This window comes from Echinicola marina (assembly GCF_020463795.1).
In the GTDB taxonomy this organism is placed as follows: Bacteria; Bacteroidota; Bacteroidia; order Cytophagales; family Cyclobacteriaceae; genus Echinicola; species Echinicola marina.
In genome coordinates this window covers 4,464,337-4,491,178 of sequence record NZ_CP080025.1, presented here as the reverse complement: position 1 = coordinate 4,491,178, position 26,842 = coordinate 4,464,337, and the positions used below count along the sequence as shown (strand labels likewise).

Below are 26,842 nucleotides of genomic sequence, written 5' to 3'. Positions count from 1 at the left end.
AAATAAAATGATGAAACAAAAGTATGTATGCATCCTATTGACTTTATGCTTTGGCTGGGCAATATCGTCCTGCTCTGAAGATGATGTACAGCCAGATTTAGTCGATCCCCAGATTACCAATATGGAGATTGGTTATGATAATCAGAAAGAAGGAATAGTAGGGGAGGATTTTCATTTCAATGCAGATATCGTGGCCGGGGAAAAAATCGAGACCCTAACCGTTCAAATCCAACAAAAACAGGATCAGTCATACACTGAAGAATGGGAATATTTTGTGGAATGGAATGAATATAATGGATTGAAGAACACTAATGTACATAAACATTTTACCATTCCTGAAAATGCTCCAATAGGTGTCTATGATTTTATCTTTACTGTGGTAGATACCAATGGAGTCCAAATAGAAATTAAGGAAGAGTTTTACATTATCAGCTAATGCATAATATGAAGTACATTAATCGTAATGGCATTTTTAGTACTTGCTTGTTTTCCATTTTTGTATTCTTGGTAACCAGTTGCCAATTCAATGAAGATGAGCAAGACTTGATTTTACCTGAGATAGATAATAGTTTTTCAGGGGCCTTTCCAAGCCAATGTGCAGTGATCAAAAGGGGAGAAACATTTGTTTTTAGAGCTGTATTCAAGGATAATGTGGAATTAGGTAGTTACAGTCTGGATGTGCACCACAATTTTGACCATCATTCCCATAGCACTGAAGTGAATGACTGCAATATGGATCCGGTAAAGACGGCAAATAATCCCTATTTATTAATTGAAAGTTTTCCTATTCCTGAAGGCTTACAAAGCTATGAGGCAGTCATGGAAATTACCGTTCCAGAAGATGTCGATCCAGGAGATTATCATTTTATGATCAAAGTTACCGATAAGGAGGGTTGGCAAACCTTGAAGGGAATTAGTATAAAGCTGGATTGAACAGTGTTCAATAATTTGAATTTAAACCAAGCATCTGTTGGGTAAAGCACTCATTAGTTAGGATTGGTATGTCTATTTTAAATATGCAACAGTATTGCATTAAATACATAACACTATAAATCAATTTTAATTTCTTAAAAACAAACTATTTATGACACAGTTTATCAAAAAACCGCTTTTTCCTGTTTTGTTCGCTGTATTGCTGGCTTTTTCATGTACTGAAGATGATGAGCCGGTGATTCCGCAGGAAGGAATTGAAAAAGCCCATTTGGTTTTTACAGCACTTTCGGGGGATGATCATCTAAGTGCCCACGGGGATCACTTCCATGGAATTGATGGGGCTACTGAAGGGGAGTCTGTTTCCGTTGAATTTGATGCAGAGGGAAATGCGATAAGTGGTGGTCACCTTCACTTGGATCCTGAAGTAATCTATAAAATAGAGTTACAGGCTTGGGACTATCAAGGAAATCGTGTTGAAGAGGATTTTATCAACGATAAGGCTACAGCGGACCAATATAAAGCATTCTTAATCGGAAGTGATTTCATATTAAATCCTGATACTGACGATGAATCAGGAGCCATTTTTCAACCAAGAGACATGGAATATGGTGATGGCTCACCTGTAGATGGCAAATACGAAGTGACAGGCATTTTAAGCTATTTCATTGTAGGAGAGTCAAATGAGGGAGGGTCAAGAGCTGTTTCTTATGTGCTTAGGAAGTTTGATGATTTAGCTACCAAGGCTAATGTTGAACGTATTGATTGGAATGCTGATGACTATGAAGAGCGATTTGCAGGAGAAGATGTTCTGAATCTTAAGTTTGAGATTCATGCAGCACATGAAGAAGAAGATGATCACGATCATGATCACTAAGAAAAAAATAATCTGATTATCCGCAATGATGCCAGTAACCTTAAATCCCTTGCTTAAGTGGTCGGGAGTTTGAAGACTGAAGACCGAAGGAGTTGATATTTTAATTAAAACGAACATTTCGATTCGCTTTTAACTTTTACTGGTGGAATTGCGGATATACATAAAAAACAAATATAGATTTGGTTAGTGGAATAAAAAGCCGGCTTTTATTGGGGGCCGGTTTTTTTATTTACGCTATGATATTTTCCCAGCCAAAGGATTGAACAATTTTCATAAAGTAGTCCGGAGGGTTTGCAGTCACCCGAATGACTTCTTTGGTTATGGGGTGGATAAATTCAGTTTGCCAAGCATGCAGAAGCATATGGTGCATTTGAAAATGTTCCCTGAAAAATCTATTTTGTCGATTATCGCCATGCGTATTGTCCCCGATAATATAATTCCTTTCATGGGCCATATGGCGCCGGATTTGATGCATTCTACCGGTGAGAGGGTAGGCTCTTACCAGTGAATAGCGGCTAGTTTCATGTTTGGGGGAACTCGCAAAAGGAATTTCAACTTCTGCCAGTCTGAGGTATTCCGTTTGGGCTTCTTGCAATTCTTTTTTTAACTTCTTTTTTAATGGATGATCTATAAGCGCTTCTTTTTCCTTGGTATAGCCTCTGACAATGGTGAGGTAGTATTTTTTGATTTCATTGTTGGTAAAGAGTTCCTGGAATGGGGCGACTGCCTCAGATGATTTGGCAAACCAAAGTATACCCGAAGTAGGCCGGTCAATACGATGTAGCGGATAGACTTTTATGCCTATTTGATCACGAAGGGTTTGTAAAGCATATACAGGTTCATCATCCATGGCAATATTGGATTTATGTACCATCATACCTGCTGGTTTATTGACAGCAATATAATAATCGTCTTGGTATAGTATTTCCAGTTCCATCCAAAAGGTATTTCAATAAAAAGGCCTTTCCAAAAACAGGAAAGGCCTTTAGCATCTTATATTCCTGCAAATCCTAGATTTTCACCCAAGCCTGCTTTTTATTACTTTCTATGATTCGCTCACAAATCAACAATTCTCTGTATCCATCAGCAAAAGTTGGGAAGCTTGGTGCCTCAGGCTGCTTTCCTTCAGCAACAGCTGCATAAACTTCTTTGAACATTTGCTTAGAGGTATCAGGGAAGCCTTCATTATGTCCTCCAGGGAAACTGATCAAGCCAGCAGCCTCTTGGGTAAATAAGGAAGGATCCTTCATCAATTGTTGGTTCGCAGTTTCACGCTTACCGATCCACATTTCATTGGGCTTCTCAGAGCACCACTCAAAATTGGACTTGGAACCTGCGATCTCAATATTCAATCTGTTCTTTCTACCGGCATTTACTTGACTTACCGTCACAGAACCTTTATTGCCATTGTCAAACCTTAGCATTACAGTTGCATGGTCTTCAGTGTCAATAGGCACTTCTGCATAGTCTGATTCCTGAAGCATTTTACCTGAATAGGTTTCGATGGCTTTCAATGGCTTCAATCGGGTTTTATGTACCGTTGAGAAATCAGCCATTACCTCGGTAACTTTTAGTCCAGTTACATACTCAGTCAAGTCCAATAAATGGGAACCAATATCAGCTATAGCCCTGGAATCACCGGATTTGTCTGGCTCCAATCTCCAGTTATAGTCAGTTTTCAAGAATAACCAGTCCTGCAAGTAAGAACCCATAATACTATAAATATCGCCCAATTCACCATTCTCTCTCATGGTCTTCATTTGGCGCACCATTGGATAATAGCGCAGGTTGAAGTGAACTGCATTTACAAGGCCTTTTTCTTTGGCCAGGGCTACCAATTCTTCAGCTTCCTCGATTTTGGTGGCCAATGGCTTTTCACAAACTACATGTTTTCCAGCTAATAAGGCAGCTTTTGACTGTGAATAGTGCAAGAAGTTAGGAGTACAGATATGAACAACATCAATATCATCTTGCTTCAACATATCATCAAAAAGATAGGCATTTGGAATACCTAGCAAGTTGGCTTTTTCCTTTGCCAATTCAATATTGACTTCACATAATGCGGTAACTTCGATATTGGGAATTCTGCGCAAAGCCTCCAGATGGGCTGGTCCGATAAATCCTGTGCCCACAATGGCCACATTAATTTTCTTGGTCATGTTATAAGGTTTTCTATAGGTTGTATTAAAAGTTGGGCAATAAAGATAGATGTCTGAAATGGAATTTCAAATTAATGGGCTGCATAATGAGTTTTTGGAAAATTGGGCTATTTAAGGTCAATATTTTACTGTTTAATTTACCTCAAAGGTCACAAAGCTTGCACAAAGAACCCCATGTATGCACAAAGAACGAGGAGAGAAGTACGAAGAGGGATTTTTGAAAAGGGACGAGTTAAGTCTATTGTCTTTCGTCTTGTGTCTAACCTCTAAATATCATCCATTCCTCTTTCTGGTATCAGTGGACCAGTGAACACAATTTCATCTTTTTCAGTATCTATTTGATAATCCAATTCAATTTTGTCCTTATCCTGTTCATGAATATTCAGGCAGGCATTATAGAATATCTTCTTAAAAGCTAGAATTATTGTCCCTGTAAGATCTGTATCCATGGACTTTATTTCTTTAAGTGAAATATCTTCAGCAATGGCTCCGTCCAATTTAGCATACAGGGAAATAAAAATGTTCCATTCCTTTTTCTCTTTAAGGATTGTTTCCCTAATCAGATCTTTGGGGCCAGAATGGGTGTTTTTCAGTTTGAATTTCCAGGATTCCTGCATGGTATTATTGTTAAGCGACAGTGTTAAAGTTAAAAAAAAATGCTGATTTAGTCTTTAAGCTCATCTGGTCTTCATGTTTTAATATTCTTTTTAACCATTAAGAGATTAAGGGTCATTAAGGATTGGGGTTGTTTTTTGTGGGGAGGAAAGCTTCATGTTCTTAATTCCTTCATTTCTTCATGGTTTATTATTCTTTTTAACCATTGAGACATTAAGGGGCATTAAGGATTGGGGTTGTTTATGTGGAGAAGAAAGCTTCATGTTCTCAATTCTTTCATTTCTTCAAGGTTTAATCTCTTAGGGTCAAATTCCCCGAGGCTAGCCTCGTTTTACTATCTTGTGACTCGATGTCGCAAGAAAGTAAGTATATCCATAAGAGTCATAATGTATCAGTTTTGCTGTACCATATAGTTTGCTCAGCAAAATATAGACGAGTAGTGTTCAGTAAAGAGGTTGATAAAGTTCTGACATCGACGTGTGAACAGATAGAACTAAGATATGAGATTAAATTTCTGGAAATCGGTACAGATGCTGACCATGTACATTTTCTGATCCAATCGGTTCCAACGTATAGTATAACCAAAATAGTGAGAACGATAAAGAGTTTAGTGTCACGAGAGGTGTTTAAAGAATGCCCAGAGGTGAAAAAACAGCTCTGGGGAGGGGAGTTTTGGGGTAAGGGATATTTTGTCAATACGGTAGGCCAACATGGAACAGAGGAAAAGATCGCTAATTATGTAAAGAGTCAAGGGCTGGAAAAAGGATATAAAAAACTGAAGACCAATTATCAATTAAAAATATTCGATTGACCAATAATGCCTCGTGGGCTTGCCCCGAGGATTATTTACTATTCTTTTTAACCATTGAGGCATTAAGGGTCATTAAGGAGCATTAAGGATTGGGGTTGTTTTTGTGGGGAGGAAAGCTTCATGTTCTTAATACCTTCATTTCTTCATGTTTTAATATTCTTTTTAACCATTAAGGGATTAAGGGTCATTAAGGTCTGGGGTTGTTTTATGTGGAGAAGAAAGCTTCATGTTCTTCATTTCTTCATGTTTTTTGATTTTAAACCATTAAGGCATTAAGGGGGGAAATGTTTAAGTTGGGAAGATGGCTTTATGATTAAAACTTTAAATCAAAAATCAATAGTTTTGTTTATCAACTTGCCGATATATACTATTATTTCCTTTTATGAAACTACCCAGCCTAGCCCAGATAAAAAAAGAACTTTCTCATCTTTCAGAGGAAGAGCTGATATCCTTATTGATGGAAACGGCGAAGTTCACTACAGATAATAAGCAGTTTTTATTTTTTAAGGTTTATGGAAGGGAGAATCCAGGATTTTTTCAGGAAATGGTAGAAGAAGAACTCCAGCAGGCATTTGAGAATGCTAATTTGGACCATGCCCACTTTGCCAAGAAGTCAGCGCAGGCTATCCGTAGGAAGCTGAACAAGTACCTAAAGTTCACCAAAGAAAAGACCATACAGATTGAACTGATAGGATTTTTTTGCCGAGGCCTAATAGAAAATGGCTACCTTGACTTCAAACATCCGGTTATTGGCAACCTTTACCAAATGCAGTTGAACAAGATTCAAAAGCTCATTTCTGGGCTTCATGAGGATTTACAATACGACTACCAGTATTTATTGGAGGAACTGGAAGAGGGGATAAGCTAATAAACTATTTGGCTGATTTGCCTTTATTTCCCCATAGCTTCTTCGACAGCTTGCTTATAGGTAGCTCCAATTGGAATTTCTAAACCTCCAAGGTAGATAACTTTGTTTCTAATACTCTCAATTCGCTTTTTGGGTACAATATAAGAGCGGTGTACGCGTAAAAAACTGGCTGGCAATTCATCCATAATTCCTTTCATGGTCATCCTGGTGATAATAGGTTTTCCTGTAACTAAGTGAATCTTTAAGTAATCTGCCAAGCCTTCAATATATAAAATATCCGATAAGGCTATTTTTACCAAACTGTAATCTGCCCTTAGGTACAGTTCCTCTTTGACATCTCCCTGTTTGTACATAAATCGATAATAATCATGGGCTTTATTAACGGCATTATGAAAACGGTCAAAAGGGTAGGGCTTCAATAAGTAATCCAAGGCACTTAAATTAAACCCCTCTAGGGCATATTGGCTGTGGGCAGTGGTGAAGATGACCATTGTTTCTTGGTCCAGCTGCTTATAAAACTCAATGCCGGACATGCTAGGCATATGGATATCCAGAAAAATAAGGTCAACAGGGTAATTCTGAAGATACCATTGGGCTTCCTTCAATTGGGTAAAAGTCTTTTCCAATTGTATGAAATCTATTTCTTTACAATAGGTCTCAAGTATTTCCAAACCTAGGGGTTCGTCATCTATGGCAATGGCTCTGATCATGATAGGTTTATACTTAGCGCTACCCGATATTGCTGTGGGGTTTCCTTTATAGTGAGCTGATGTTTTTTGGGATATATAAGCTCCAATCTCTCCATGGTATTTTGAATACCTTGCCCACTGGTTTCATGCTCTTCCAAAAGAACCTTTACTTTATTGTTTTCCACCAACATTTCTAGAAGTTTTCCCTCCACTCTAATGTAAATATTGATTTTGGAATCTTCATCAGGGTTCACTCCGTGTTTAAAGGCATTTTCAATGAATGGCATTAATAATAGGGGGGCAATTTTACAACCTTCACCCTTGTTTTCCACCATATAATTCAGTTTTACTTTTTTGTCTAGCCTAAGCTTTTGCAATTCAATATAATCATTGAGGTAAGCCAATTCCTTTTCCAGGGAAACATATTTCCTACCCGTTTCACTTACTACAAAGCGCATCAATCCAGAAAGCTTTAGGATGCTGTTAGCTGTATTCAAGGATTGTTCCCTTATGGCCATTACATAAATGCTATTTAAGGTGTTGAAAAGGAAATGTGGCTGAATCTGACTCTTTAGTGAACCAAGTTCTGCATCATGTTTTGATTTTTCGCTGAGTAATAATCTATCGCTCGTTTTCAGTAATATGGAAAATAGTATCACTGATACAAAGAGCAAAATATTATGGTTTACCATGTAAAGGAAACTGGTAATATCTTGGTTGTGTCCTTTTGGCCCTCCACGGAAATTATTGGGCAAATGATGGTCCTGAATGCTGACATCTGGCATTTTACCTGTAAATTCTGCATGGGAAAAAGGGTTGAAACCTGTCATCAATGAAGGTACAAAGATGATGATCAGCATAGTAATGACCAGGATCAATCCATACCAAACGTAATGTTTTCTAAAATATAGTTTGCTGATGAGGAAATAATAATTGAAATAGAAAAAGATCAGCATCATGCCATTCGAGATAAAGTCCCTAATGGTGGGGCCTGAAAGTAAGTAGTCCTTTTCCCCTGGTGGATGGGGAGATATAATGGCTGGAAGGGCCATAAAAATCAATCCAGCCAATATATGCCAAGCAAGGTGGTTTTTGTTCTTTGCCAAGGGGAATTTGAGTTATAATTCAGTCATTTCTACTACCAATATAATAGCATCATTGGACAAGGCTTCCATCTCCAACAATTTTGTTCTAGAAATTGCCAGGCCATCTCTAGCAGAAAGCAGGCAATTATTCACCTCAAAGGCCCCAGAAAGAACATAAGCAAAGATATTTCTGGATTTCCTTTTTACTTTATATTCATACTCTTTTCGCTCTTCAAATTCCCCTATAAGTATTTTGATCTGTGAGGGGTATTGTTCGTTTTCTTCCCCAGGGATTTTCATTACCACACATTGACTAAGGGTCAACGGTGTGCATTTTAAGAGAAGCAGATTAACAGGTTTTTCATCATCTGGATTAACGATGCTTATTTCTTCGCCAATTTGAACTGGGAATAATAACAACTCTCCAACTTTAATTATTTCAGTTGGTTTGAGTGGATTGGCTATATTACCAGTCAGCGGAATTACAATCAATGAGGCTTCCTCTACACCTTTAAATATATATACCTGCCCGGGGAGTAATAAAGCATCTTCCCAACTTCTAATTTGGCCAAACGGTTGGGACATTTGACTTCCATTTATATCCGGATCCATCACCAAATAGCTTTGTAGGCTACTTGTTTCCAATAATCTCCTGTTCTTGCCTAGATAAATATTAGTGTTAAGGCCTTGATCTATCATTATCATCCTATTCATAATATGACATAAATGAAGATTTACTCCATTTTAAGCTTTTACCACTATAGAGTGTGTTAAGCTGAAGCCCTCTGCGATGCTGCCAGAGATATTAGACATTTCTGTTTGCACCCCATCTGAGAAGACATTGTCTCTTGAATTGGTGGTATAACCGCTCATTCCCTTAGTGTAGCCATTGTCTGAAGAGGCATTTACCTGGTTTACGGCACTGTTCGATCCTTCTGGGAAAGCTATTTGAGTGACCAAAAGTGATTTGCCAGAGGAATTGTAGATATGTACATGAATATGGGTTGCGCGCCCTTGATACCAACCTGGGAAGATGGAGGTGAAAGCTACTTTCCCATTGCTATCCGTTATTTGTCGTCCCCTAAGGAAGTGCTCACCTGTAAAATCAGACTGCTGCATCCCCGTTCCACCATATTCCGAATAATATCCGTCCTTATCACAATGCCAAATATCAACAATGGCATTTTCTAAGGGTTCACAGTTGGCATTGAAATTCAATATGGCAATTTCAATATCCAATACTATACCCGTTCTGTCTGCCCTAATATCAACCCGCTGTAAGGAGGAAGGGTTCTTGGTAGGAAAGGGGCCTGCAGTCTCTGAAGCTGTTGTAGTACAGCTGCCGTCTTCATTCGTTTCTGTATTACCTTCTTCAATAATATTGTCTTCATTCTCAATACAATGGCTTAGGAATGGAAAGGCCAATCCGCCTAAACCTAATTTTTTGATAAATGTTCTTTTCTCCATGATGCAATGAATTATTATGGTAATTGATAAATAGTACAAGCACTAAATTACCTTAAGTATTCTATGATCATTAAGAATTGAGATAAACGAAGGGAATATTGCGATAAATGAAAGTATTAAAAAGTAGATAGTATCAAGTACTTAGTACAAAGTACAAAGTGGGAATTACGCCAACTAATATCTCAAGTAAGTCTCAAATTACTTTTATCTCAATACTCAATACCCAAGACTGAACTAAGCCTTTTTCACAAATTCTGACTTCAGGGCCATGCTGCCAAAACCATCAATTTTACAGTCGATATTATGGTCACCTTCCACCAATCGAATATTTTTTACTTTGGTACCCGCTTTAATAGAGGAAGAGGCTCCCTTTACAGGTAGATTTTTGATCACCACCACTGCGTCTCCATCCTGAAGAATATTGCCATTGGAATCTTTGACCACTAGGCCAGTTTCCTCTTCTACTACTTCCTCAGGATTCCACTCATGTGCACATTCTGGACAAACCATCAAAGCATCCATAGGGTAGGTATATTCGGAGCCACATTTTGGGCATGGTAAAATTTCAGACATTTTGGTATTGTTTTTTATAATAAGGCCCCAAAGATACAAAAATCTTGGATATTACTGGAGAAAAGCAAAAGGAGAGCTGAGGGCAATAGTATAATATACCTCCTCCTTTTACTTGGCACAGCAATTTTAGATCATTACCTTCGAAAAAAATATTGATTATATACCTATGTTCGATAGCTCCGATTATCCCCAATCCCTAAATGAAGCACTTTTTGAATCCTGGTTGGAAGAGGGACGCAGCAAGAAGATCAGCTATAATTACCTCTTGATCATCTGGAATGCCTTTGAAGAGAAATACTTGCCCGTTTATGTAGAAGACCGCAGTGAATTCAATAGCTTTGAGTTTTATCCCAACAATTCCAGAGAGGAAGGATTGATAGCGGTTTATGACTTGTATTCTGGCTCCAGGGTAGCTTTGGATAACAGATAACTGGGCCAGGATATATATCTGCTGTTTCCATCAGTTTGTCGATGAGATTACTGATGAATTTCTATCATTCACTTCATTTTTAGCGATAGTGCCATGCGTCTGATTTTAAAGCATTTTAAGTCCGTAAAACTTGTGTTCCGCGGTGTAAATAAGCTAATGCATATTTTGGATTTAATATAAACTGATGGAAATCACGTATCAACTGAGTCTTATCAGGTATAAAAAATGGAATAAAAATATTATTATGAAATTTTATTCCTTAGATTTACAGGAAGTTAACACGAAGTTATTGGGAATCAGTACAGTAATACTGGTTTCCATAGATAGTATTTTTGGAACTCAGGAATGAGAAAGAGACCAGGCCTTTTTAGCAAGTAGATTTTAAAGTTGTAGTGCGAGTATGGGAAATGGAAACTATTGCTAGCCCCATAGCACAATGGAATTTGATTGTAGATTATAGTATTGATCCTTACCTTATGGATACAGGAATAGGGTAGTGGTGATCAAAGAGTTTGACGATTTAATTCACTTTTTTTACACCAAATACAATAATCATGAAGAATCATTTACCTTATCGTTTAATGGCGGTTTTACTGATGGCGCTCTTTTCTTGTAAGGAAGAAAAAAAAGACCAAGAAGCCGCAAACAATGTTTTGATGCACTTTTCCTATGACAAGGTGGTGCCAGCTGATTTTCCTCAGCTTAATATTCCGGGATTTAATTTCCCTGAAGATTCTACGGTATTAAACCAATGGATTCATGAAATGAATACAGAAAAGATCCATTTGCATGGCTGGGGAATTTGGACGGGAATCACTTCACTGAGTTCTCAGAAAATCCCCGGAGACCCAAGAAATTTGCGCGTATTTGAAACATGGATGACACCGGAAGAAATGATCGATTCCATCAAAAATGAGCCGGTCAAGAGATCCAATCGGGGTAATCTGAATGTCCCCAATCAATTCACCCATTTTGCCTCAAAGCAAAAGACCGTGAATGATAGTATTTTCGAATCTGTTTCCTATAGTCCCGGTGCAGCTAAATTTGCTATCGAAAATAAGATCTTTATGGCCACCACCTTGTACGATATGGCCAAAAAGGAAAGCAGGAAGGAAATTCCTTTTTTCCCAACGGATGCCATCACCATCAAACCGGTCTTTAAACTTTTGCCCACATCGGGCGGAGAGCAGCAGTTTGACATTGCCACTTGGCCAGGAACTATCGATTCCCTGGTGGCTTTTCCTGAACAGGACTGGGAGAGCTATGTAACAGTGGATGTGGAGAACAAGGGGAGTAAAGAAGAAAACATTTATCCCTTGGAAGATTTTATCCATTTCAAACTCAATGATGAGGATGCTTATTTTCTGAATAGGGAATTTTCGGAAAATACAGGCAACCAATTCAATGCAAAACCTGGGGATGTGGCCATATTGGTAGGTATGCATGTGGGAACTAGAGAAATCACCAATTGGACTTGGCAAACTTTCTGGTGGGTACCTGATCCTAACAATCCTACAGCACCTAGCTCAAAGTCCATTGCGGACAGCAGACCTGATCAGCTGAAGGGGGCAGCCCGCCATTATGCCATGGCGGTAGCTTATTATATGGTGAACCCCAATGAACCCTATGAAGGAGAAAATATTACTGGCAGTCCCAATTATGCCTTTAACCCGTATCTCGAGGCAGGTTTTGGTCCAAAAGTATTTGATGATGCGATCAGCTTCGTGGATACTGAAGGGGGAAAAATAGATACTTATGCTGGGGTCAGGACCAACTGTATGAGTTGTCACCGAATGGCCACAGTAAATCCAGAAGGATTGTCCACTTCCTCCAATTCCAAAACACCCTATGTAGGCAATTCCTATGTCAGCCGATCAGATAAAATATTTGATGGACAATTATTGCTTGACTTTGCTTGGTCTATTCAGGGCAATGTAGATACCACTGGCATTAAGGCCTATCTGCAACAAAAATAGAAAGCAGATTTCACATGCTTTGATTTGACCGCCTATTATTGGGTGTAGCATATGCAATATCCAGTAATAGGCTGCTTTTTTACGCTTCCATTTTAAAACCTAAACATTTCATTTTAAGTGCTTTAATCTAATAGCCAGCTTTATAATCGCGGGTTAGTTTATTAGCGTATTGTCGTAGGTGCTGATATGGTTTTTTACGCTTAGCTGGAATTCCTGGGGTGTTTGTCCAGCATGTTGTTTGAAGAAACGGCTAAAGTAAGACCTGTCCTTAAAGCCTAGGTTAAAGGCTATTTCTTTGATGGTATTTTCACTATGGATGATCTGTCTTTTGGCTTCTAACAATACCCTGTCATGGATCAGCTGTGTGCCGGTTTTGTTCAGCTTTTCCCTCAGTATCTGGTTAAGCCTCTTGGTGCTGATTCCCAGTTTATCTGCATAAAATTCAGCTGTGCGCTCTTCAAGGTAATTCATTTCCAATAGAAGCATGAATTCATAAATGCGCTTTTCATTGATATCCTGTAAGGTAAAATGCTGTTCTTTCAATTGGATCAATTGCAGTAAAAATACCTTAAGCAGTGCTTTGATCATGATCAGGTTCAGTACTGGTTGTTGGTATTCTTCATTCATCAGGTTAAAAACAGTATTCAACCTTTTGGAACTTTCTTCATTGACCTGTAGGCAGGAAAATTCTCCTTGGATATTGAACATCCGGAAGACGTCGAGTAAAAACTCCTTTAGGTCTCCTTCCAATAATTCTCGCTTAAAGGAAATCAATAAGCCTTTTTTACCAGCCTTGTTCAATTGATGTACACGATAGGGAGGGATGAGGTAAATCCAATCACCTTGTAAGGTTTGGAAGCTATGCTGTGGAACGTGAAGCGCTTCTTCATCCTTGAGCCAGACAATCTCAAAAAACTCCTTTCTTCCCGGATCATCCAGATAGGAAGGAGGACAGTTATCAAGATTACGAATATAGATTACCTTATCACTCAGCATGGTCTTATTTTATCAGGGTTTTTATGTATTTCCAAATAGTACCACAAAAATAGCGAATATCACCCAAGGTTTTACAGGCTTGGGCTAATTGTACCACATATCTGTCAAATAGTGTACAAAGAGCTCCAAGGCAGCTCCCTAATTTTGTATTTAATATTTAAGCAAAGCAAGCAGCAGATATAAAGAACAATAAAATGGAAGCCGTCATAGAAACCAATGCCATTCAGGAGGCCCTTGATTTGATCATCAAGGAACATGTGGACTTATCCAATAAGCTTCAATTTGAATCCCTAAGTACTATCATCCCCATATTACCAGAAGCGGAAAATATCTTTTTGATCGGTGCGGGGAGAACAGGGTTTATGATCAAGGCAGCGGCCATGAGATTAATGCATTTGGGATTTTCTGTACATGTTGTTGGTGAGACCACTACACCCGCCATAGGAAAGGGAGATGTCTTGATTGCAGCATCAGGTTCAGGGACTACTTCCTCTATTGTAAAGGCTGCAGAAACAGCCCGTAAAAACGATGCAAAAGTGATTTGCTTCACCACCAATGCTGAGTCCCCACTTGCCCAATTGGCCAAATTTACCATCAAGATCCCTGCTGCAGGGAAGCAAGATCATCATGGAAATGTTTCTGCACAGTATGCAGGAAGTCTGTTTGAACAGGCCTTTTTATTGGTCTTTGATGCGCTCATACAGCATTTGTGGAAGCAGGGAGGGAGCACAGCGGAAGAGCTTTGGAAGCGGCATGCCAATATGGAGTAAGCCGATTAGAAAAAATAAGAACAATATTATCATTTAAAACAAGCCAAATATTATGACAAAACTACAAGTAGCCATCGATTTGTTGAAGACAGAAGATGCGATCGCCTTGGCCACCAAAGTGGCTCCCTATATTGATATTATAGAATTGGGAACACCCTTGATCAAAAGTGAAGGCTTAGGAGCCATTACTGCTATGAAAGCGGCCTTTCCAGACAAAAAAGTATTTGCGGATTTTAAAACAGCCGATGCAGGTGCTTTGGAAGCCCAAATGGCATTTGAAGCTGGAGCGGATTATATTACCATTTTAGGAGCTACAGGGGATTCCACCATTGTTGGTGCCGTGGAAGCTGCCAAAAAGTATAATAAAGGTGTTGTAGTGGATACTATCGGTGTAAAAGACCGTGTGCAGCGTGCCAAAGAGGTTATTGCCCTTGGAGCAGAATTTGTAGAGTTGCATGCAGGTTTGGATGAGCAAGCTGAACCGGGTTATTCCATTCAGGTATTGATCGATGAAGCCAGCAGGGCAGGGGTTCCTGTTTCCATTGCCGGTGGCGTAAATATGAACAGTATTGAAGCCGTGAAAAATTCAGGAGCAGTAGTTGCTGTAGCTGGAGCGGCTATTTATGGTGCTGAAGATCCTGCAGCCGCTGCCAAAGCTTTGAAAGAAGCATTAGCTTAAGCTGATACAATACTTAGTCCTCGTTTGCAACGGGGACTTTTTAAATTCTAGCATTTTTAACGCATTTTTCAATAATTAAACAACTGCATTTTAAATGCATTACCAACACTGGGCGTAGCATATGCTACGCCCAGTGTTGGATCAATAGCCGCATTGCAAATACTTGGATTTAGCAACTCGCCTTTTAAACGCGGGTCAGGACGCTTTTCATAATATAAGAGGGGAGAGGTCAGGAATTTTTAGGAATAAAAAGGTATAAAACCTTTGGGATCGTTCTTAAATTTATAATAGATGAATAAGAACAATCCCCATACAACGCATCCTTTATTTCTTCATATAAATCGGTTCACCGATATAAGGGAAGATGATTTTGAAGAAATCCTTGGAGCATTCCAAACCTTAAAAGTGAAGAAAAAGGAGCATTTGATGCTTGCCGATACATTATGTGATAAGCAATTTTTTGTGCTTAATGGTTGCTTGAACATGTACTTTATCGATGCAAACGGCTCCAAGCAAACTCTTCAATTTGCCATAGAAAACTGGTGGATTACAGACTATTTGGCTTTTGGCAATGAGCAGAAAACGGAGTTTTTTATCCAATCGGTTGAACCTGCTACCATTCTCAGTATCGATTTTTCAAGCCAAGAGCAACTCCTAGAAAGGTTTCCAAAATTGGAAAAGTACTTTAGAAAAGTGCTCCAGATAGCCTATGGAGCCTCATTAATGCGGGTAAAGTATCAATTTGAACTGTCAAAGGAGGAGATCTATTTACATTTTACTAGAAACTTTCCTGACTTCGAACAAAGGGTCCCCCAATACCTCATTGCTTCCTATTTGGGATTAACGCCAGAATATGTGAGCGAAATACGGAGGAAACAACTTTCTTAAACCAGTTTAAGGACTTATCACCACCATGCCCCATAGCTTTGTCATAGACAAAAACAAAAAAGACTATGAAAAGCAGAATTCAAATTGAATCAATAGCGCCTGATGCTTATAAAGGTATGTTTAGGCTGGAAAACTATTTGAAAGTGAGTAGTTTAAATGTCCGTCACAAGCATTTGATTTATATAAGGGCTTCTCAACTCAATGGCTGTGCCTTTTGTATAGATATGCATACCAAAGAAGCCTTGCGCGATGGAGAGACACAGCAAAGACTATTTCTACTCAATGCCTGGAAAGAGTCCAATTGCTTTAGTGAGGAGGAAAAACTGATCTTTCAAATGACAGAGGAAGTTACCCTGATCCATCAGAAAGGCCTGACAGATGAAACCTATGAGAAGGCCATTGAGCGGTTTGATGGGAATTATATAGCGCAGATAATTATGGCAATAGTCACCATTAATGCGTGGAATAGGATTTCCGTAAGTACTTCAAAACCTATAATGGAGGAATATAATTTTGAGGTTTAAAAGCCAATACTGGGTATAGTGATTTATTATTACTAGGTGTGTAGTATTTACTACACCTAGTAACCTTTTCTAACCAGCATCGCTTACTTAAACAAAATAACAATAGCTCCCAGGGCTGTTAATACCAAAATCATTTTTCTAAAAAAGGCTTCATCGATCCTTTTAACGATCTTGATTCCTAATATAAATCCGAGAATTATTCCTGGAACCAATTTCAGATCGAGTAGGAGGGTTTCTTCAGTAATGGTGTTCCAGACAAAGAAATGGAAGGGTAATTTGAACACATTGATAATCATAAAAAGCCAGGCAGCGGTTCCTATAAATTGATTTTTGGGTAGTCTCATGGCCAAAAAGTAAATATTGGATATTGGCCCGGCCAAGTTACCGACCATGGTGGTAAAGCCAGCCAAGGTCCCAACACCACTTGCAAACGCCCAGTGAGTCGGTACATCTTTTACCTTTTTTTGATCCCACCAGACGATAAAGATTACGGTAAGGAAGATAATGATGGCCATAATGATTTTAAAGGTTTGCTCAGGAAGGTCCATACCAAACCAACTTCCCAGCACGATTCCCAATATCATCCAGGGAAGAAATTTGGCCACGTATTTCCATTGGGTATGTCGATTATAATAGATCACCGCAAACACATCTGCCACTATCAATAGGGGCAATACGATGCCAGTGGATTGTTTAGCTTCGAAGGCTATGGCCATAAAAATCACATTGATGACTGCTATTCCTTTGATGCCGGCTTTGGACAATCCGATCACAAAAGCGGCTAAAAAACTTAAAATCCATGAAGCGGTACTGATTTCTGAGATAAGGGATAAAAACATAAATGGTGGTCAAAAGGGAATGACAAAATCTATTCAATCCCGCAAACTTAAAAAAAAGAGCCGGAAGACCGGCGAAATAAGCTGGCTTAAATCAGAAATTAATTACAATCTCAATGCACTTGTGTAATTACTTGGTAATTCCAGGGTGTAGCATATGCTACACCCTGGAATGGTTAGGGATGTAAAAAATACCCCACATGGGGTATTGACTTAATTAACTGATTATTTTAGGTTTAGGTGAAAAGTATTTTTTAACTAAATCCAAGTTTTTATGTCAAAACAAAATTATGAAGCTACCCTTGAGGAGCTTAAGACCATTTCCACCGAAGATGCCAATATCCCGGCCATTCCCGTGGATATTTATGTCCAAGAGGCAGCAGACCTAGCTGTATGGGTGGAAGATGAAAAATCAGCGATGAAAAAGGCCGGTATGGATTGGGAGTTTGCCGAAAAACTACCGATATATGCCGGAGCCTTGCGCCATGCACAGTCCCTGTGGATGAAGGAATTCAATATCCAGGAAGAGGCCCGACGAAAATGGGAGGAAAAGTCTCCTGTGGCATTGGAGCTGAAAAATGACCTAGAGGCAGATTGCCGCTTTGCTTTCCGTAAGCGATCCGATCTACTGGCCAAGGTTCAGCAAGTAGAGCAGGGGACCAGCCATGCGGATATGGTGCAGGACCTGAGTGATCTGGCAGCCTTGGGCAATGCCAATTTTTCCTTGCTCAAAGCCATTGGGGTGAGTGCCGAAAAGCTACAGCTGGCCGAGGATACTGCTACAGAAATGTCTGAGCTATTGGCTCAGATGAATGGGGAAAGCGCCACGAATAATGAGGCCAAGATCATACGGGACAAGGCCTATACGCTGCTGAAAACAGCCGTGGACGAAGTTCGGGAGACGGGCAAATATGTATTCCGTAAAAATCCCGAAAAGCTCAAAGGCTTTACCAGTGCCTACTATCGCAAGATCAATAAAGGCCGCCCTGAAAGATCATCAGAGGATTTTATGGACAATTAAGTTAGTCTATATTTATCAGTAAGATAGTGCCGCTTTCTTTAATTAGGAAGCGGCTTTTTTTGTTGCATAAGTTGCAATACAAATGCGGGGTAGGATTATGTACGGTTACTAGGTGTAGCATATGCTACTCCTAGTAATGGTTTCACGTCATCACGAGCAGCGCGAAGTGATCTCACACCATGAAACCGCAATCTAATTCTATAAACCGCAATCTAGTCCTTGTTTGCAACGAGGACTTTTAAATCCGTGCGTTTATAGCGCCTTATTTATAAAATCAATTAACCGCATTGCAATGCTTTGATTTAGCAAGATACCTTGCAAAAACGGGTTAAACTAGATTTTTTCCAAATAAAATTTGGGGAAACACCTTTCCTGTAGCTGAAGAAGCCGTCCTGTACCCAAGGTATGGCTTCCTGTAGGCAAATGAACCCTCTTGTATGTCCGGGACCCTTCCTGTAGGTCCGGGACCTTTCCTGTAGCCAAAACTATGCTTCCTGTAGGTAAAGTAGGGCTTCCTGTAGGTGGGTAATGCCTTCCTGTAGGTATATGAAGGCTTCCGGTCATAGTATAAAGGCTTCCGGTCAACCCATTAGCCCGTCCTGTAGCTTCCCAAAGCCTTCCGGTCAAACAGGATGCAGTCCACAGGCTACAGGAAGGGTGGAAAAGGTAACAGGGGAGAGGGGAAGTGATACAGGAAGGGTAGAATTATGTACAGGAAGTAGAGAATTGACTACAGGGTGGGTAAAAAATTCATGTTTTAATGAAAAAATACCCCAGATGGGGTATTGCGAGAAGAATATGTATTGGATAGATTTGGAGTTTAGTTTTTAAACATGGTTTTAATTACGATTACCTTTAAGATAAATACAAAAGAGTAAAATTTCTGGAAGGATTATAGAATTAAGAATATTTTTAAATTGAGTATTTTGCCTTTTCTTGTTAAAGATTTAAAGTAATAATTTAAAAAAATAGTATATGAATATAGACATTCTTTCACGCATTATAGATGAGAAAATTGAGGCTTTGAATGTCCTTGCAGAAATCAAAGTTGGAGATTATTTACAAATTGCCAAATACATTATAGATGATAATGAAATGCAACGGAAGAAAGTCAAGTCTTCTAAAACCGTTTACTCATTGTTAAGAAATGATTTAAAAGATGGTTGTACAATTCCTCCGATTTTTTTGGCAATAAGGAAAGAAGCTATTGATGGCGATGAACAAGAATTTTTATCAAAGGTAACTGATGATGAAATTAAACAGTCAATTAGAGATAAACAGTTGATTATACTAGATGGACTTCAGAGGACACATCAAATGTTAGCCTTAGAAGATGAATTAAAGAAATCAGGAGAAAGTGAAGCTTTAGTGAAATTCCAAGGTAGAACATTGAGATTGGAAATTTATGTTGGAATAAATAAAATCGGGATTCTTTATCGAATGTTGACTTTAAATACTGGGCAAACCCCTATGTCTATAAGACATCAAATTGAGATTTTATATCAAGATTATGTTACTGATACCAAAATTCCGGGGGTGAATTTGTTAAGAGAAGTCGATGGAGCAAGAGTAATTGGGATTGGCAATTACAAGTTCAGCGATGTGGTAGACGGTTTTCAATCATACCTTGAAAAGAATGAGTTATCAATAGATCGAGCAACTTTACTAGATGATATTAAAAGCTTGGAAAAGCTAGCAAAGAAAGGACAGAATGTGGAGCTTTTTCAGCAATTTTTAAAAGTGTTTCATAAGTTCATGGAAAAGATTAACCAGGTGAGTGATGATTGGGATTTTACGAAAATGGATTATAGTGAAGATTATACGCATCCATTTGGAAGAGATGTTGCAAATTTCTTTTTACGACCTCAGGTTGTAACAGCGTTTGGTGCTGCAATCGGTATTTTAGAAGAAAATGATGTGATTACCGATTTGGATACGTTATCAAGTGAACTAGACAATTTAAGTTTGGGAGGAGAATCAAGTGAAGTGTATGAAGAGTTCTTAAAAAATTTAGAGTTTATACGATCAACCTCAAAAAAGATTGGAAATAGTCAAAGGAGGTATTTTTACCATTTCTTTAAAGCTCTACTAAATGTTCATGGAGAAAATAAGCTAGATGTATACAAGGCTATAAAGAAAGCAAGACAAATGTATAATGTTGAATTCTTATAATGGGCCTAAAGTTTTTAAGAATAGACGATCCTGAACCATTAAATCTTGATAAAGTTCGTTTTCTGCCTGGTAAAAATAAATTTTTGTTAAGTTCATCACAGGATCCAGGAAATGAATTCTATTGTGATTTTTGTTTTGAAAAGAATCCTAGTTACTCACACCTGCGAGATTCACAATTTGATGTTTATTTATTTCATAATTCAGCTTTTGCAGCAAATGATATTTATCAAATTTCAGACTCAAAAAGTAGGACAGAGGCTAATCGCGGAAGATTGGGCTATTTAATACCTATTCAATCCCTAATTAATGCAGAACATGATTATGGTGATAATGAACATTTTTCCCCTTATGCATATCACGCAATAAGAATATTACTTTCTGATAAAAATGCATTGCCATATAAAAGATTGGGTATACCAAATTCTGTTTTTATTGACTTGGAAGCTATATATGGAGAAAATACGCATGTACTTATACTTCATAAACCATATGTTACAATTTGGGAGAAAGTGCATGCAATTAAGTTTGAAATTAAATACTTTCTGCCTTGCTTATGGTCATATGGTTATATGAGTATTGAAGAATCTAACTTTAATGTTCTATATAAGGATAAAGAACACGGAAATGGAGCAGAAAAGCCTATTAATGGGATTATAGAATTTACATCAATAGCTCCAGATCTTAGGACTGATCCGTTTATACTAAATCTTTTTACTTCCTTTCTATACAGTCAGAAACATGAACTAATAAGATTTCATTTATTGTATCAGGTAATTGAATTACTAATTGAAAAAGTATTCCAAAGTGAATTAGGATCTATAATTCAAGATTTCGATAATAACGTAAATAATTTTTATGACATTAAAGAGAAACTAACCATTGTAGCAAATGAAAAATCTAGAATTACTAAACTGTTTAGTAATTATTGTATAGGACAAAACGCCTTATTGGAAGCTCTTAAAATTTCTTGCAATAAACTACTAAAACAGGTGAATCCTGAATATGAACAAAGTTCGCCTCAGATTGCAGTTTATAAGACGCGTTCGCTTGTCTTTCACAGTTTTAGGTCATTACCGACAGAATATGATGAAAATCTTAAGGTTATAAATGATGATTTTGAAGCGTTAATAATTGCTACAATTAATAGTTTTAAATATCCGGAGAATTCTAATTAATATATTGAACCGTGTATTAGCCTTATCATAAGTATGAAATCCAGAACTCTTGTAACTTTTACTAAAATCTTAATCGAGGAGAATTACATAGAATTTTAGATCTTGTACATGTACATTTTATAGTAGCTCTTAAGGTATTGGATTTGTTATATAATTTACATTATGTTAAATAAAGAATTCAACACCTCCTATATTTTGATCCAGAGCCCTATTCATTAAGTTTTCTGCTGATTTGTGCTTTGCTCCCCTTTTGATGGCTTGATTAGTAATAGAGATTCCTCCTTTGTCGGAATGACAGCGATTATTGAGGATTGATTACAATTTTGATGAATCCTAAAACCATCTGTGTTAATCCTATGCATCTGTGGTTTATAATATACTAAGCTGAGATGACTTCAATACGATTAGTAAAAGAGATTCCTCTACTGACTACAGATTACCGTTTACTGATTACCGATTACCAAATACCGACAATAATCCTTATTATTGGGACTTTACTTTGTCTTGTTAGCAATCAATCTCTATGAATAACCCTATTTGGAGGCGTGCCGGATTAATTTTGGGACCGCTGGCTTTTACATTGATTCTTTTATTTTTTCATCCACAGGATTTATCGGCCGATGCCCGGGCTGTGTTGTCCTTGGCTGTTTGGATGGCGATTTGGTGGATTTCTGAAGCCATTCCCATAGCTGCTACGGCCTTATTGCCTTTATTGATATTTCCCCTGACCGGTGCTTTGTCCATGGATGATGCGGCCAGTCCTTATGCTGACCCTAAAGTGTTATTGTATATGGGCGGATTTATGATTGCGGTGACCATCGAGAAATGGAACCTGCACAAGCGTATAGCCCTCTCTATCATCGCATTTATAGGAACGGATATGCGTTTGATCGTGCTAGGTTTTATGCTGGCCACAGCCTTTCTTTCGATGTGGATCTCCAATACCGCCACCTCCCTGATGATGCTGCCCATAGCTGTGGCGGTGGTCCATCAGTTGTCCGAAGGGCTTTCCGGCACAAAGGTGAGCGAAACGATGATCGGCCAGGCCTTAATGCTGGGGATTGCCTATAGTGCTTCCATTGGCGGCGTGGCTACGATTATCGGGACCCCTACCAATATCGTTTTAGTGGGAATAGTAAAGGAATTGTATGGCATTGAGATTGGATTTGCGGAATGGATGATGATTGGTTTGCCCGTTTCTTTAGGATTATTGGGGATTTGTTGGTGGTATTTGGTGAAAGTTGCTTATCCTTTTCCAGCTAATATGTCCCTATCTGGCGGTAAACAGGAAATCCAAAGGCAGCTCCAGACTTTGGGAAAAATTTCAGTACAGGAAAAGCGAGTTTTGGCGGTCTTTAGTTTGGTAAGTTTTTGTTGGATCACTAGGGTGTTTTTACTGCAGGAGCTCCTCCCCTTTCTAAATGATACCATTATTGCCTTGGCCGGTGTTTTATTATTGTTTATCATTCCTTCCGGGCAGGGAAACAAGCGATTATTGGACTGGAAAACAGCCGAAAATATCCCTTGGGGCATCTTATTGCTTTTTGGCGGTGGACTTTCCTTGGCAGCAGGCTTTAAAGAGACTGGTTTGGCAGCTTGGTTGGGCGGGCATTTTGAAGCCCTACAAAACATCCATTTCCTGATTTTCCTTTTTGTAATCGTTGCCTCTGTGAACTTCTTAACAGAAATCACTTCAAATGTAGCCACAGCATCCATGCTATTGCCGATTTTAGGTTCCGTAGCCTTGGCTTTGGGTGTCCATCCTTATGGTTTGATGGTGGGTGCGACTATGGCGGCAAGTTGCGCCTTTATGCTCCCTGTAGCCACTCCACCCAATGCGGTGGTCTTTGGCTCTGGCTATCTCACTATCCCAGCCATGGCCAAGGCCGGCTTGTGGATGAATATATTGTCCATCATCTTTATAAGTCTCTTTGTCTATTACCTGATGCCGGTATTATGGGGATTGGATTTGAAAGTTTATCCGTTTTAGTGTAGTATTGAGTAATGAGTCCTGAGTATTGAGATTGGAGTCAGGTTAAGTCATCGCGAGGAGCTTGCGACAAGATAAAAGAAGCTAGACAAAAGATAAAAGACTGGATTTCGGTTGGTATGTGAGTTCGTTGGGAATACTCGGATCGAGGGGAAAAATGAGGTAATAGATGTGCACGGATCGTTAATATGGAGCCTTTTCTATATATATCGATGTCATTCGCCGCGGCGATAGGATCTCTTTAGTTAATAGTTACTGGAAGAGAAGCTTCCTATCGTCAGCATGACATTAGTCTTTGCTCTTTCCTCTTAAATCTAATATCTAACGTCTAGCATCTAGTGTCTAATATCTCAATTGTCTCTTGCCTCATAAATCCTCAAAAATAATATACTTGCCATATTTCTTGCATGTTCCTTGGCGTGGTCGGCTACTTTGCCATCAAAAAGCATGTCCAAGGTGGTAAACCAAAGTTCCAGCCAATTGCCAAAATGAACTTGGCTCAGCCCCTGCCCTGTTTTCTGGTCTACTTCCTTATGAGCTTTGAGCGGGTTGAATTTGTTTTTCCCTGGTCCGCTTTGTAGTAAAATCATTTCCCAGAAATCAGAGAGTCGCTCCAAGTGCTCAGGCCAATTGGTGACAATCCCATTAAAAATGGGGCCAAGATTGGGGTGCTCCCTTACCTGGGCATAGAAAGTATGCACCAGCTTTTCTACATCTTCCCTATTTCGGATATCGTGATTTGCCATAGTGTAAAGTTAGCAATTTAGTCTTGAGTATTTAGTCTTCAGTCTTGAGTATTAACCACAGAGGTCACAGAGGTGTCGCAGAGTACCCTGAGTTATCCAGTTTGATATTAGATTTAAGCCAATAGGCAGCTAGTCACAGTCACTTCTTCCGACTTTGTACCTTGTACCTTATACTTCGTACTTTAAAAAAGTAAAGTCTTGTTAAGGTCGATACTTAAGCTTAACTTATAGTTTTACAACCTTAAAAATGACCATAATTATGAAATTTACAAGAAGAGCATCGGCAAATTGGCAAGGAACTGGTGATGATGGATTGGGAACCGTCAGCACCCAAAGCGGTGTATTAGATAAAGCAAAGTATTCTACCAAAGCCCGTTTTGCTGACGGAAAAGGTACCAATCCGGAAGAACTGGTGGGAGCTGCACATGCCGGTTGTTTTAGCATGAAACTGGCCTTTGTGATCAATGAGAAGGGATTTACTGCATCCAATATAGATACAGAGGCAAAAGTGACTTTTGAAGATGGGAAAATCAGCAATATCCATCTAAAATTAAGTGCTTCTGTTGAAGGGATGAGCGATGCAGACTTCCAAAAGGCCGCCAAAGAAGCCAAAGAAGAATGCCCCATCTCCAAGTCCCTGGACACAGAAATCACCATGGATGCGAAACTGGTGTGAAATTAATCCCTCAGTCCTTTGGACAGCTCCCCTTAAATAAAGGGGAGCATAGATTATCTTTCAAAAGATGATTTATATAAATATTATGATCAAGTTCCCCTCCTAATTTTTAGGAGGGGTTAGGGGTGGTGAAATTTCGTTTGATTTCAGATAAAACGTTCTCCAATGAATTAAATACCTCCTCATTTTTGAACCTTATTACGCAAATATTTAGGTTTTCTAAATATTTTGTTCTTTCCTTATCATATTCATATCCTGCCTCAGTAAAATGATAAGCTCCATCTAATTCAATACACAATCTTTCAGAAGGGCAGTAAAAATCTAATATATAATTACCTGCGCTGTACTGTCTTCTAAATTTTCTTCCATTTAGTTTTTTATTACTTAGGGCTTTCCACAAAGTAGCTTCAGCAGGCGTGCCATTGTTTCTGAGTGCTTTTCTTTTTGCTTTTAAGTATGGTACATTATATATGATTTTTTTAAACCCCATTTGCCTTAGATTTAATTACATTAAACGAGTATTAAATTTACGTACGCCCAGTGTTGGAAAAGAACAAGATAACTAATTCACCATCTTCCCTTCCTTCACCAACTCTTTTTTGATTCCGGCAAGTAGGTCTTCGTGTTCTAAAACCTGTTGCTCTTTGGCCAGGGCTTTAAGGCTGGCAAATTGGATGACATTCACAATATTGGCACCGGACAATTCATATTTTTTTGCCAGGATATTGAGATCTAAGCCCTCTGCCAATGCGGCTTTTGGAGGGATATTCTTTTCCCATAATACCAATCGCTCTGCAGCAACAGGCATCGGGAACTCGATGATACTTTGAAATCTTCTGGTAAATGCCGCATCTATATTGCTTTTGAAATTGGAGGCCAGGATCACAAGTCCAGGGTGGTTTTCGATCCTCTGCAATAAGTAAGAAACTTCCTGGTTGGCATATTTGTCATGGGCATCGCGGACATTGGTTCGTTTGCCAAAAATGGCATCTGCTTCATCAAAAAATAAGATCCAATCTTTATTGGCAGCCTTATCAAACAGTGAAGAAAGGTTCTTTTCGGTTTCCCCAATGTATTTAGAGGTGACCAAGGATAAATCTATTCTATAGACATCCTTATTGGTGTATTTACCCAATAAGCTAGCTGTAAGGGTTTTGCCTGTTCCTGGAACACCAAAAAACATGACCCGATAACCGGGTTTAAGCCTGTTTTTCATTCCCCAATCATGCAATAAGGTTTGTTCATGTTTGAGCCATTCTTCTATTTCTTGAATTTGGTTCAAGGTTTTGCTGTTGAGCACAATATCCTCCCATTCCAAGTCAGTGCTGATCAGTTGAGCAGGGAAATTATTGCTCAATTTGGGTTTATTGATATGCTCTGTGGTAAATAGTTCTGCATATTCATTATCCATTAGCAGGGCTGTAGACCATAGGGGCTCATTTCTGTCGCATTCATCTAAATATAGAATCCCTTTTTGGAATAATTTGGATTGATGGAATAAGGGAAAATATTTCTTTCGGGTCTCAGGATCATTGCCTGCTAATATATAAAGGGCTGTTTCTCCGGTGGGTATAATCCCCCTATGGTGCTTGGCTTTTACCCCCCCAAATTCTGGAAACTCCCCTCCTTTTGGAAAATAGTCTTGTATGATTCTATTGAAAAAACCGGGATCAATATGGGGAACGAGCGCTAAGATAAGCAATAAGAGATCTTGGTTTTTTATATTATGCTCAAATATAAATTTACCCAGGGAGGCTTCCTTATTCAAATGAAGGTCCATCTGGGGCTTTTCCAATGTTTTGTTTTTGCCCAATTCAAAATCCAACCTTGACCGAATAGCGATATTTAAAAACTGTAATAACTCGTTCATCTGTGGCCTCGTTTTTTAA

30 protein-coding genes are annotated in these 26,842 nt (G+C 38.8%); 17 read left to right on the top strand and 13 right to left on the bottom strand.

All coding sequences use genetic code 11. From position 1 onward, the window contains the following. The first annotated feature begins 7 nt into the window (after positions 1–7). The 3 genes from KZP23_RS18130 (at position 8) to KZP23_RS18120 (ending at position 1,807) form a co-directional block, all read left to right on the top strand. Positions 8–436: a DUF4625 domain-containing protein gene (locus KZP23_RS18130; RefSeq protein WP_226333196.1), complete on the top strand. Its 429-nt coding sequence runs from the start codon at positions 8–10 to the stop codon at positions 434–436. Positions 437–444: 8 nt separating this feature from the next. Then, positions 445–933: a DUF4625 domain-containing protein gene (locus tag KZP23_RS18125; RefSeq protein ID WP_226333195.1), complete on the top strand. Its 489-nt coding sequence runs from the start codon at positions 445–447 to the stop codon at positions 931–933. Positions 934–1,084: 151 nt separating this feature from the next. Continuing rightward, positions 1,085–1,807 (top strand): hypothetical protein, encoded by a 723-nt coding sequence (locus tag KZP23_RS18120; protein WP_226333194.1) that lies wholly within the window; start codon positions 1,085–1,087, stop codon positions 1,805–1,807. Positions 1,808–2,036: 229 nt separating this feature from the next. Here the strand turns inward: KZP23_RS18120 and KZP23_RS18115 are convergent, their stop codons facing one another. The 3 genes from KZP23_RS18115 to KZP23_RS18105 form a co-directional block, all read right to left on the bottom strand. Then, positions 2,037–2,744: a pseudouridine synthase gene (locus KZP23_RS18115; protein WP_226333193.1), complete on the bottom strand. Its 708-nt coding sequence runs from the start codon at positions 2,742–2,744 to the stop codon at positions 2,037–2,039. Between the two features lie 73 nt (positions 2,745–2,817). Further along, positions 2,818–3,966, bottom strand: a complete 1,149-nt coding sequence (locus tag KZP23_RS18110) for a Gfo/Idh/MocA family protein (protein WP_215226161.1) — start codon at positions 3,964–3,966, stop codon at positions 2,818–2,820. Between the two features lie 266 nt (positions 3,967–4,232). After that, positions 4,233–4,583, bottom strand: coding sequence for a hypothetical protein (locus KZP23_RS18105; protein ID WP_226333192.1), 351 nt, complete (start codon positions 4,581–4,583; stop codon positions 4,233–4,235). Between the two features lie 347 nt (positions 4,584–4,930). Here KZP23_RS18105 and tnpA point away from each other — a divergent pair, with 347 nt between their 5' ends. Both tnpA and KZP23_RS18095 read left to right on the top strand, forming a co-directional pair. After that, a complete protein-coding gene (gene tnpA / locus KZP23_RS18100) occupies positions 4,931–5,392 on the top strand; it encodes an IS200/IS605 family transposase (RefSeq protein ID WP_226332430.1) in 462 nt (153 codons plus the stop codon). A gap of 382 nt (positions 5,393–5,774) precedes the next feature. Continuing rightward, complete coding sequence (locus tag KZP23_RS18095; protein WP_226333191.1) at positions 5,775–6,260, top strand: hypothetical protein; 486 nt, start codon at positions 5,775–5,777, stop codon at positions 6,258–6,260. 23 nt (positions 6,261–6,283) lie between these two features. On the opposite strand, the gene KZP23_RS18090 is transcribed toward KZP23_RS18095, so the two are convergent. The 5 genes from KZP23_RS18090 to KZP23_RS18070 form a co-directional block, all read right to left on the bottom strand. Beyond that, the gene (locus KZP23_RS18090; RefSeq protein ID WP_226333190.1) at positions 6,284–6,970 is read right to left on the bottom strand and encodes a LytR/AlgR family response regulator transcription factor; all 687 of its coding nucleotides are present in this window, start codon (positions 6,968–6,970) and stop codon (positions 6,284–6,286) included. Then, positions 6,967–8,055: a sensor histidine kinase gene (locus KZP23_RS18085; protein WP_226333189.1), complete on the bottom strand. Its 1,089-nt coding sequence runs from the start codon at positions 8,053–8,055 to the stop codon at positions 6,967–6,969. Before KZP23_RS18085 ends, KZP23_RS18090 begins: the two co-directional genes overlap by 4 nt. A gap of 12 nt (positions 8,056–8,067) precedes the next feature. Next, positions 8,068–8,748: a pirin family protein gene (locus KZP23_RS18080; protein ID WP_226333188.1), complete on the bottom strand. Its 681-nt coding sequence runs from the start codon at positions 8,746–8,748 to the stop codon at positions 8,068–8,070. Between the two features lie 30 nt (positions 8,749–8,778). Continuing rightward, complete coding sequence (locus KZP23_RS18075) at positions 8,779–9,501, bottom strand: dioxygenase family protein (protein ID WP_226333187.1); 723 nt, start codon at positions 9,499–9,501, stop codon at positions 8,779–8,781. Between the two features lie 234 nt (positions 9,502–9,735). Beyond that, positions 9,736–10,074 carry a zinc ribbon domain-containing protein YjdM gene (locus KZP23_RS18070; RefSeq protein ID WP_226333186.1) on the bottom strand — a complete coding sequence of 113 codons (339 nt, stop codon included), beginning with the start codon at positions 10,072–10,074 and terminating at the stop codon, positions 9,736–9,738. A gap of 166 nt (positions 10,075–10,240) precedes the next feature. On the opposite strand from KZP23_RS18070, the gene KZP23_RS18065 reads away from it, so the two are divergent. Next, positions 10,241–10,504: a hypothetical protein gene (locus tag KZP23_RS18065; protein ID WP_226333185.1), complete on the top strand. Its 264-nt coding sequence runs from the start codon at positions 10,241–10,243 to the stop codon at positions 10,502–10,504. Between the two features lie 554 nt (positions 10,505–11,058). Next, a complete protein-coding gene (locus KZP23_RS18060) occupies positions 11,059–12,480 on the top strand; it encodes a hypothetical protein (protein WP_226333184.1) in 1,422 nt (473 codons plus the stop codon). Between the two features lie 153 nt (positions 12,481–12,633). Here the strand turns inward: KZP23_RS18060 and KZP23_RS18055 are convergent, their stop codons facing one another. Beyond that, positions 12,634–13,476 carry a helix-turn-helix domain-containing protein gene (locus KZP23_RS18055; protein ID WP_226333183.1) on the bottom strand — a complete coding sequence of 281 codons (843 nt, stop codon included), beginning with the start codon at positions 13,474–13,476 and terminating at the stop codon, positions 12,634–12,636. A gap of 194 nt (positions 13,477–13,670) precedes the next feature. Here KZP23_RS18055 and hxlB point away from each other — a divergent pair, with 194 nt between their 5' ends. The 4 genes from hxlB to KZP23_RS18035 all read left to right on the top strand — a co-directional run bounded on the left by hxlB (position 13,671) and on the right by KZP23_RS18035 (position 16,337). Then, the gene (gene hxlB, locus KZP23_RS18050) at positions 13,671–14,246 is read left to right on the top strand and encodes a 6-phospho-3-hexuloisomerase (protein WP_226333182.1); all 576 of its coding nucleotides are present in this window, start codon (positions 13,671–13,673) and stop codon (positions 14,244–14,246) included. Between the two features lie 52 nt (positions 14,247–14,298). Then, positions 14,299–14,925: a 3-hexulose-6-phosphate synthase gene (hxlA, locus tag KZP23_RS18045; protein ID WP_226333181.1), complete on the top strand. Its 627-nt coding sequence runs from the start codon at positions 14,299–14,301 to the stop codon at positions 14,923–14,925. Between the two features lie 291 nt (positions 14,926–15,216). Further along, positions 15,217–15,813 carry a Crp/Fnr family transcriptional regulator gene (locus KZP23_RS18040; protein WP_226333180.1) on the top strand — a complete coding sequence of 199 codons (597 nt, stop codon included), beginning with the start codon at positions 15,217–15,219 and terminating at the stop codon, positions 15,811–15,813. A 65-nt stretch (positions 15,814–15,878) separates the two neighbouring features. After that, positions 15,879–16,337 carry a carboxymuconolactone decarboxylase family protein gene (locus KZP23_RS18035; RefSeq protein WP_226333179.1) on the top strand — a complete coding sequence of 153 codons (459 nt, stop codon included), beginning with the start codon at positions 15,879–15,881 and terminating at the stop codon, positions 16,335–16,337. An 83-nt stretch (positions 16,338–16,420) separates the two neighbouring features. Here KZP23_RS18035 and KZP23_RS18030 read toward each other — a convergent pair whose 3' ends face one another. Then, a complete protein-coding gene (locus tag KZP23_RS18030; RefSeq protein ID WP_226333178.1) occupies positions 16,421–17,176 on the bottom strand; it encodes a sulfite exporter TauE/SafE family protein in 756 nt (251 codons plus the stop codon). A 271-nt stretch (positions 17,177–17,447) separates the two neighbouring features. On the opposite strand from KZP23_RS18030, the gene KZP23_RS18025 reads away from it, so the two are divergent. The 5 genes from KZP23_RS18025 to KZP23_RS18005 all read left to right on the top strand — a co-directional run bounded on the left by KZP23_RS18025 (position 17,448) and on the right by KZP23_RS18005 (position 23,531). After that, positions 17,448–18,194 carry a hypothetical protein gene (locus KZP23_RS18025; RefSeq protein WP_226333177.1) on the top strand — a complete coding sequence of 249 codons (747 nt, stop codon included), beginning with the start codon at positions 17,448–17,450 and terminating at the stop codon, positions 18,192–18,194. Positions 18,195–18,740: 546 nt separating this feature from the next. Continuing rightward, a complete protein-coding gene (locus KZP23_RS18020; protein ID WP_226333176.1) occupies positions 18,741–19,025 on the top strand; it encodes a hypothetical protein in 285 nt (94 codons plus the stop codon). A 144-nt stretch (positions 19,026–19,169) separates the two neighbouring features. Beyond that, the gene (locus KZP23_RS18015) at positions 19,170–20,366 is read left to right on the top strand and encodes a hypothetical protein (protein WP_226333175.1); all 1,197 of its coding nucleotides are present in this window, start codon (positions 19,170–19,172) and stop codon (positions 20,364–20,366) included. After that, positions 20,366–21,541 (top strand): hypothetical protein, encoded by a 1,176-nt coding sequence (locus tag KZP23_RS18010; RefSeq protein ID WP_226333174.1) that lies wholly within the window; start codon positions 20,366–20,368, stop codon positions 21,539–21,541. Before KZP23_RS18015 ends, KZP23_RS18010 begins: the two co-directional genes overlap by 1 nt. Positions 21,542–22,064: 523 nt before the next feature. Next, positions 22,065–23,531: an SLC13 family permease gene (locus KZP23_RS18005; protein WP_226333173.1), complete on the top strand. Its 1,467-nt coding sequence runs from the start codon at positions 22,065–22,067 to the stop codon at positions 23,529–23,531. Positions 23,532–23,881: 350 nt separating this feature from the next. On the opposite strand, the gene KZP23_RS18000 is transcribed toward KZP23_RS18005, so the two are convergent. Next, on the bottom strand, positions 23,882–24,277 hold the full coding sequence (locus tag KZP23_RS18000) for a group III truncated hemoglobin (protein WP_226333172.1): 396 nt from the start codon (positions 24,275–24,277) through the stop codon (positions 23,882–23,884). Between the two features lie 259 nt (positions 24,278–24,536). Between KZP23_RS18000 and KZP23_RS17995 the strand changes: the two genes are divergently transcribed. Continuing rightward, positions 24,537–24,953 carry an OsmC family protein gene (locus tag KZP23_RS17995; RefSeq protein WP_226333171.1) on the top strand — a complete coding sequence of 139 codons (417 nt, stop codon included), beginning with the start codon at positions 24,537–24,539 and terminating at the stop codon, positions 24,951–24,953. A 109-nt stretch (positions 24,954–25,062) separates the two neighbouring features. Here the strand turns inward: KZP23_RS17995 and KZP23_RS17990 are convergent, their stop codons facing one another. Together KZP23_RS17990 and KZP23_RS17985 are read right to left on the bottom strand one after the other, a co-directional pair. After that, on the bottom strand, positions 25,063–25,443 hold the full coding sequence (locus KZP23_RS17990) for an endonuclease domain-containing protein (protein ID WP_226333170.1): 381 nt from the start codon (positions 25,441–25,443) through the stop codon (positions 25,063–25,065). Positions 25,444–25,515: 72 nt separating this feature from the next. Further along, the gene (locus tag KZP23_RS17985; protein ID WP_226333169.1) at positions 25,516–26,823 is read right to left on the bottom strand and encodes an ATP-binding protein; all 1,308 of its coding nucleotides are present in this window, start codon (positions 26,821–26,823) and stop codon (positions 25,516–25,518) included. Positions 26,824–26,842: the final 19 nt, after the last annotated feature.

What these genes read in the sequence shown, in the direction of transcription:
- KZP23_RS18130 (WP_226333196.1), top strand. Translation starts at nt 8, where the DNA reads ATGATGAAACAAAAGTATGTATGCATCCTATTGACTTTATGCTTTGGC.
- KZP23_RS18125 (WP_226333195.1), top strand. Translation starts at nt 445, where the DNA reads ATGAAGTACATTAATCGTAATGGCATTTTTAGTACTTGCTTGTTTTCC.
- KZP23_RS18120 (WP_226333194.1), top strand. Translation starts at nt 1,085, where the DNA reads ATGACACAGTTTATCAAAAAACCGCTTTTTCCTGTTTTGTTCGCTGTA.
- KZP23_RS18115 (WP_226333193.1), bottom strand. Translation starts at nt 2,744, where the DNA reads ATGGAACTGGAAATACTATACCAAGACGATTATTATATTGCTGTCAAT.
- KZP23_RS18110 (WP_215226161.1), bottom strand. Translation starts at nt 3,966, where the DNA reads ATGACCAAGAAAATTAATGTGGCCATTGTGGGCACAGGATTTATCGGA.
- KZP23_RS18105 (WP_226333192.1), bottom strand. Translation starts at nt 4,583, where the DNA reads ATGCAGGAATCCTGGAAATTCAAACTGAAAAACACCCATTCTGGCCCC.
- tnpA (WP_226332430.1), top strand. Translation starts at nt 4,931, where the DNA reads ATGTCGCAAGAAAGTAAGTATATCCATAAGAGTCATAATGTATCAGTT.
- KZP23_RS18095 (WP_226333191.1), top strand. Translation starts at nt 5,775, where the DNA reads ATGAAACTACCCAGCCTAGCCCAGATAAAAAAAGAACTTTCTCATCTT.
- KZP23_RS18090 (WP_226333190.1), bottom strand. Translation starts at nt 6,970, where the DNA reads ATGATCAGAGCCATTGCCATAGATGACGAACCCCTAGGTTTGGAAATA.
- KZP23_RS18080 (WP_226333188.1), bottom strand. Translation starts at nt 8,748, where the DNA reads ATGAATAGGATGATAATGATAGATCAAGGCCTTAACACTAATATTTAT.
- KZP23_RS18075 (WP_226333187.1), bottom strand. Translation starts at nt 9,501, where the DNA reads ATGGAGAAAAGAACATTTATCAAAAAATTAGGTTTAGGCGGATTGGCC.
- KZP23_RS18070 (WP_226333186.1), bottom strand. Translation starts at nt 10,074, where the DNA reads ATGTCTGAAATTTTACCATGCCCAAAATGTGGCTCCGAATATACCTAC.
- KZP23_RS18065 (WP_226333185.1), top strand. Translation starts at nt 10,241, where the DNA reads ATGTTCGATAGCTCCGATTATCCCCAATCCCTAAATGAAGCACTTTTT.
- KZP23_RS18060 (WP_226333184.1), top strand. Translation starts at nt 11,059, where the DNA reads ATGAAGAATCATTTACCTTATCGTTTAATGGCGGTTTTACTGATGGCG.
- KZP23_RS18055 (WP_226333183.1), bottom strand. Translation starts at nt 13,476, where the DNA reads ATGCTGAGTGATAAGGTAATCTATATTCGTAATCTTGATAACTGTCCT.
- hxlB (WP_226333182.1), top strand. Translation starts at nt 13,671, where the DNA reads ATGGAAGCCGTCATAGAAACCAATGCCATTCAGGAGGCCCTTGATTTG.
- hxlA (WP_226333181.1), top strand. Translation starts at nt 14,299, where the DNA reads ATGACAAAACTACAAGTAGCCATCGATTTGTTGAAGACAGAAGATGCG.
- KZP23_RS18040 (WP_226333180.1), top strand. Translation starts at nt 15,217, where the DNA reads ATGAATAAGAACAATCCCCATACAACGCATCCTTTATTTCTTCATATA.
- KZP23_RS18035 (WP_226333179.1), top strand. Translation starts at nt 15,879, where the DNA reads ATGAAAAGCAGAATTCAAATTGAATCAATAGCGCCTGATGCTTATAAA.
- KZP23_RS18030 (WP_226333178.1), bottom strand. Translation starts at nt 17,176, where the DNA reads ATGTTTTTATCCCTTATCTCAGAAATCAGTACCGCTTCATGGATTTTA.
- KZP23_RS18025 (WP_226333177.1), top strand. Translation starts at nt 17,448, where the DNA reads ATGTCAAAACAAAATTATGAAGCTACCCTTGAGGAGCTTAAGACCATT.
- KZP23_RS18020 (WP_226333176.1), top strand. Translation starts at nt 18,741, where the DNA reads ATGAAGGCTTCCGGTCATAGTATAAAGGCTTCCGGTCAACCCATTAGC.
- KZP23_RS18015 (WP_226333175.1), top strand. Translation starts at nt 19,170, where the DNA reads ATGAATATAGACATTCTTTCACGCATTATAGATGAGAAAATTGAGGCT.
- KZP23_RS18010 (WP_226333174.1), top strand. Translation starts at nt 20,366, where the DNA reads ATGGGCCTAAAGTTTTTAAGAATAGACGATCCTGAACCATTAAATCTT.
- KZP23_RS18005 (WP_226333173.1), top strand. Translation starts at nt 22,065, where the DNA reads ATGAATAACCCTATTTGGAGGCGTGCCGGATTAATTTTGGGACCGCTG.
- KZP23_RS18000 (WP_226333172.1), bottom strand. Translation starts at nt 24,277, where the DNA reads ATGGCAAATCACGATATCCGAAATAGGGAAGATGTAGAAAAGCTGGTG.
- KZP23_RS17995 (WP_226333171.1), top strand. Translation starts at nt 24,537, where the DNA reads ATGAAATTTACAAGAAGAGCATCGGCAAATTGGCAAGGAACTGGTGAT.
- KZP23_RS17990 (WP_226333170.1), bottom strand. Translation starts at nt 25,443, where the DNA reads ATGGGGTTTAAAAAAATCATATATAATGTACCATACTTAAAAGCAAAA.
- KZP23_RS17985 (WP_226333169.1), bottom strand. Translation starts at nt 26,823, where the DNA reads ATGAACGAGTTATTACAGTTTTTAAATATCGCTATTCGGTCAAGGTTG.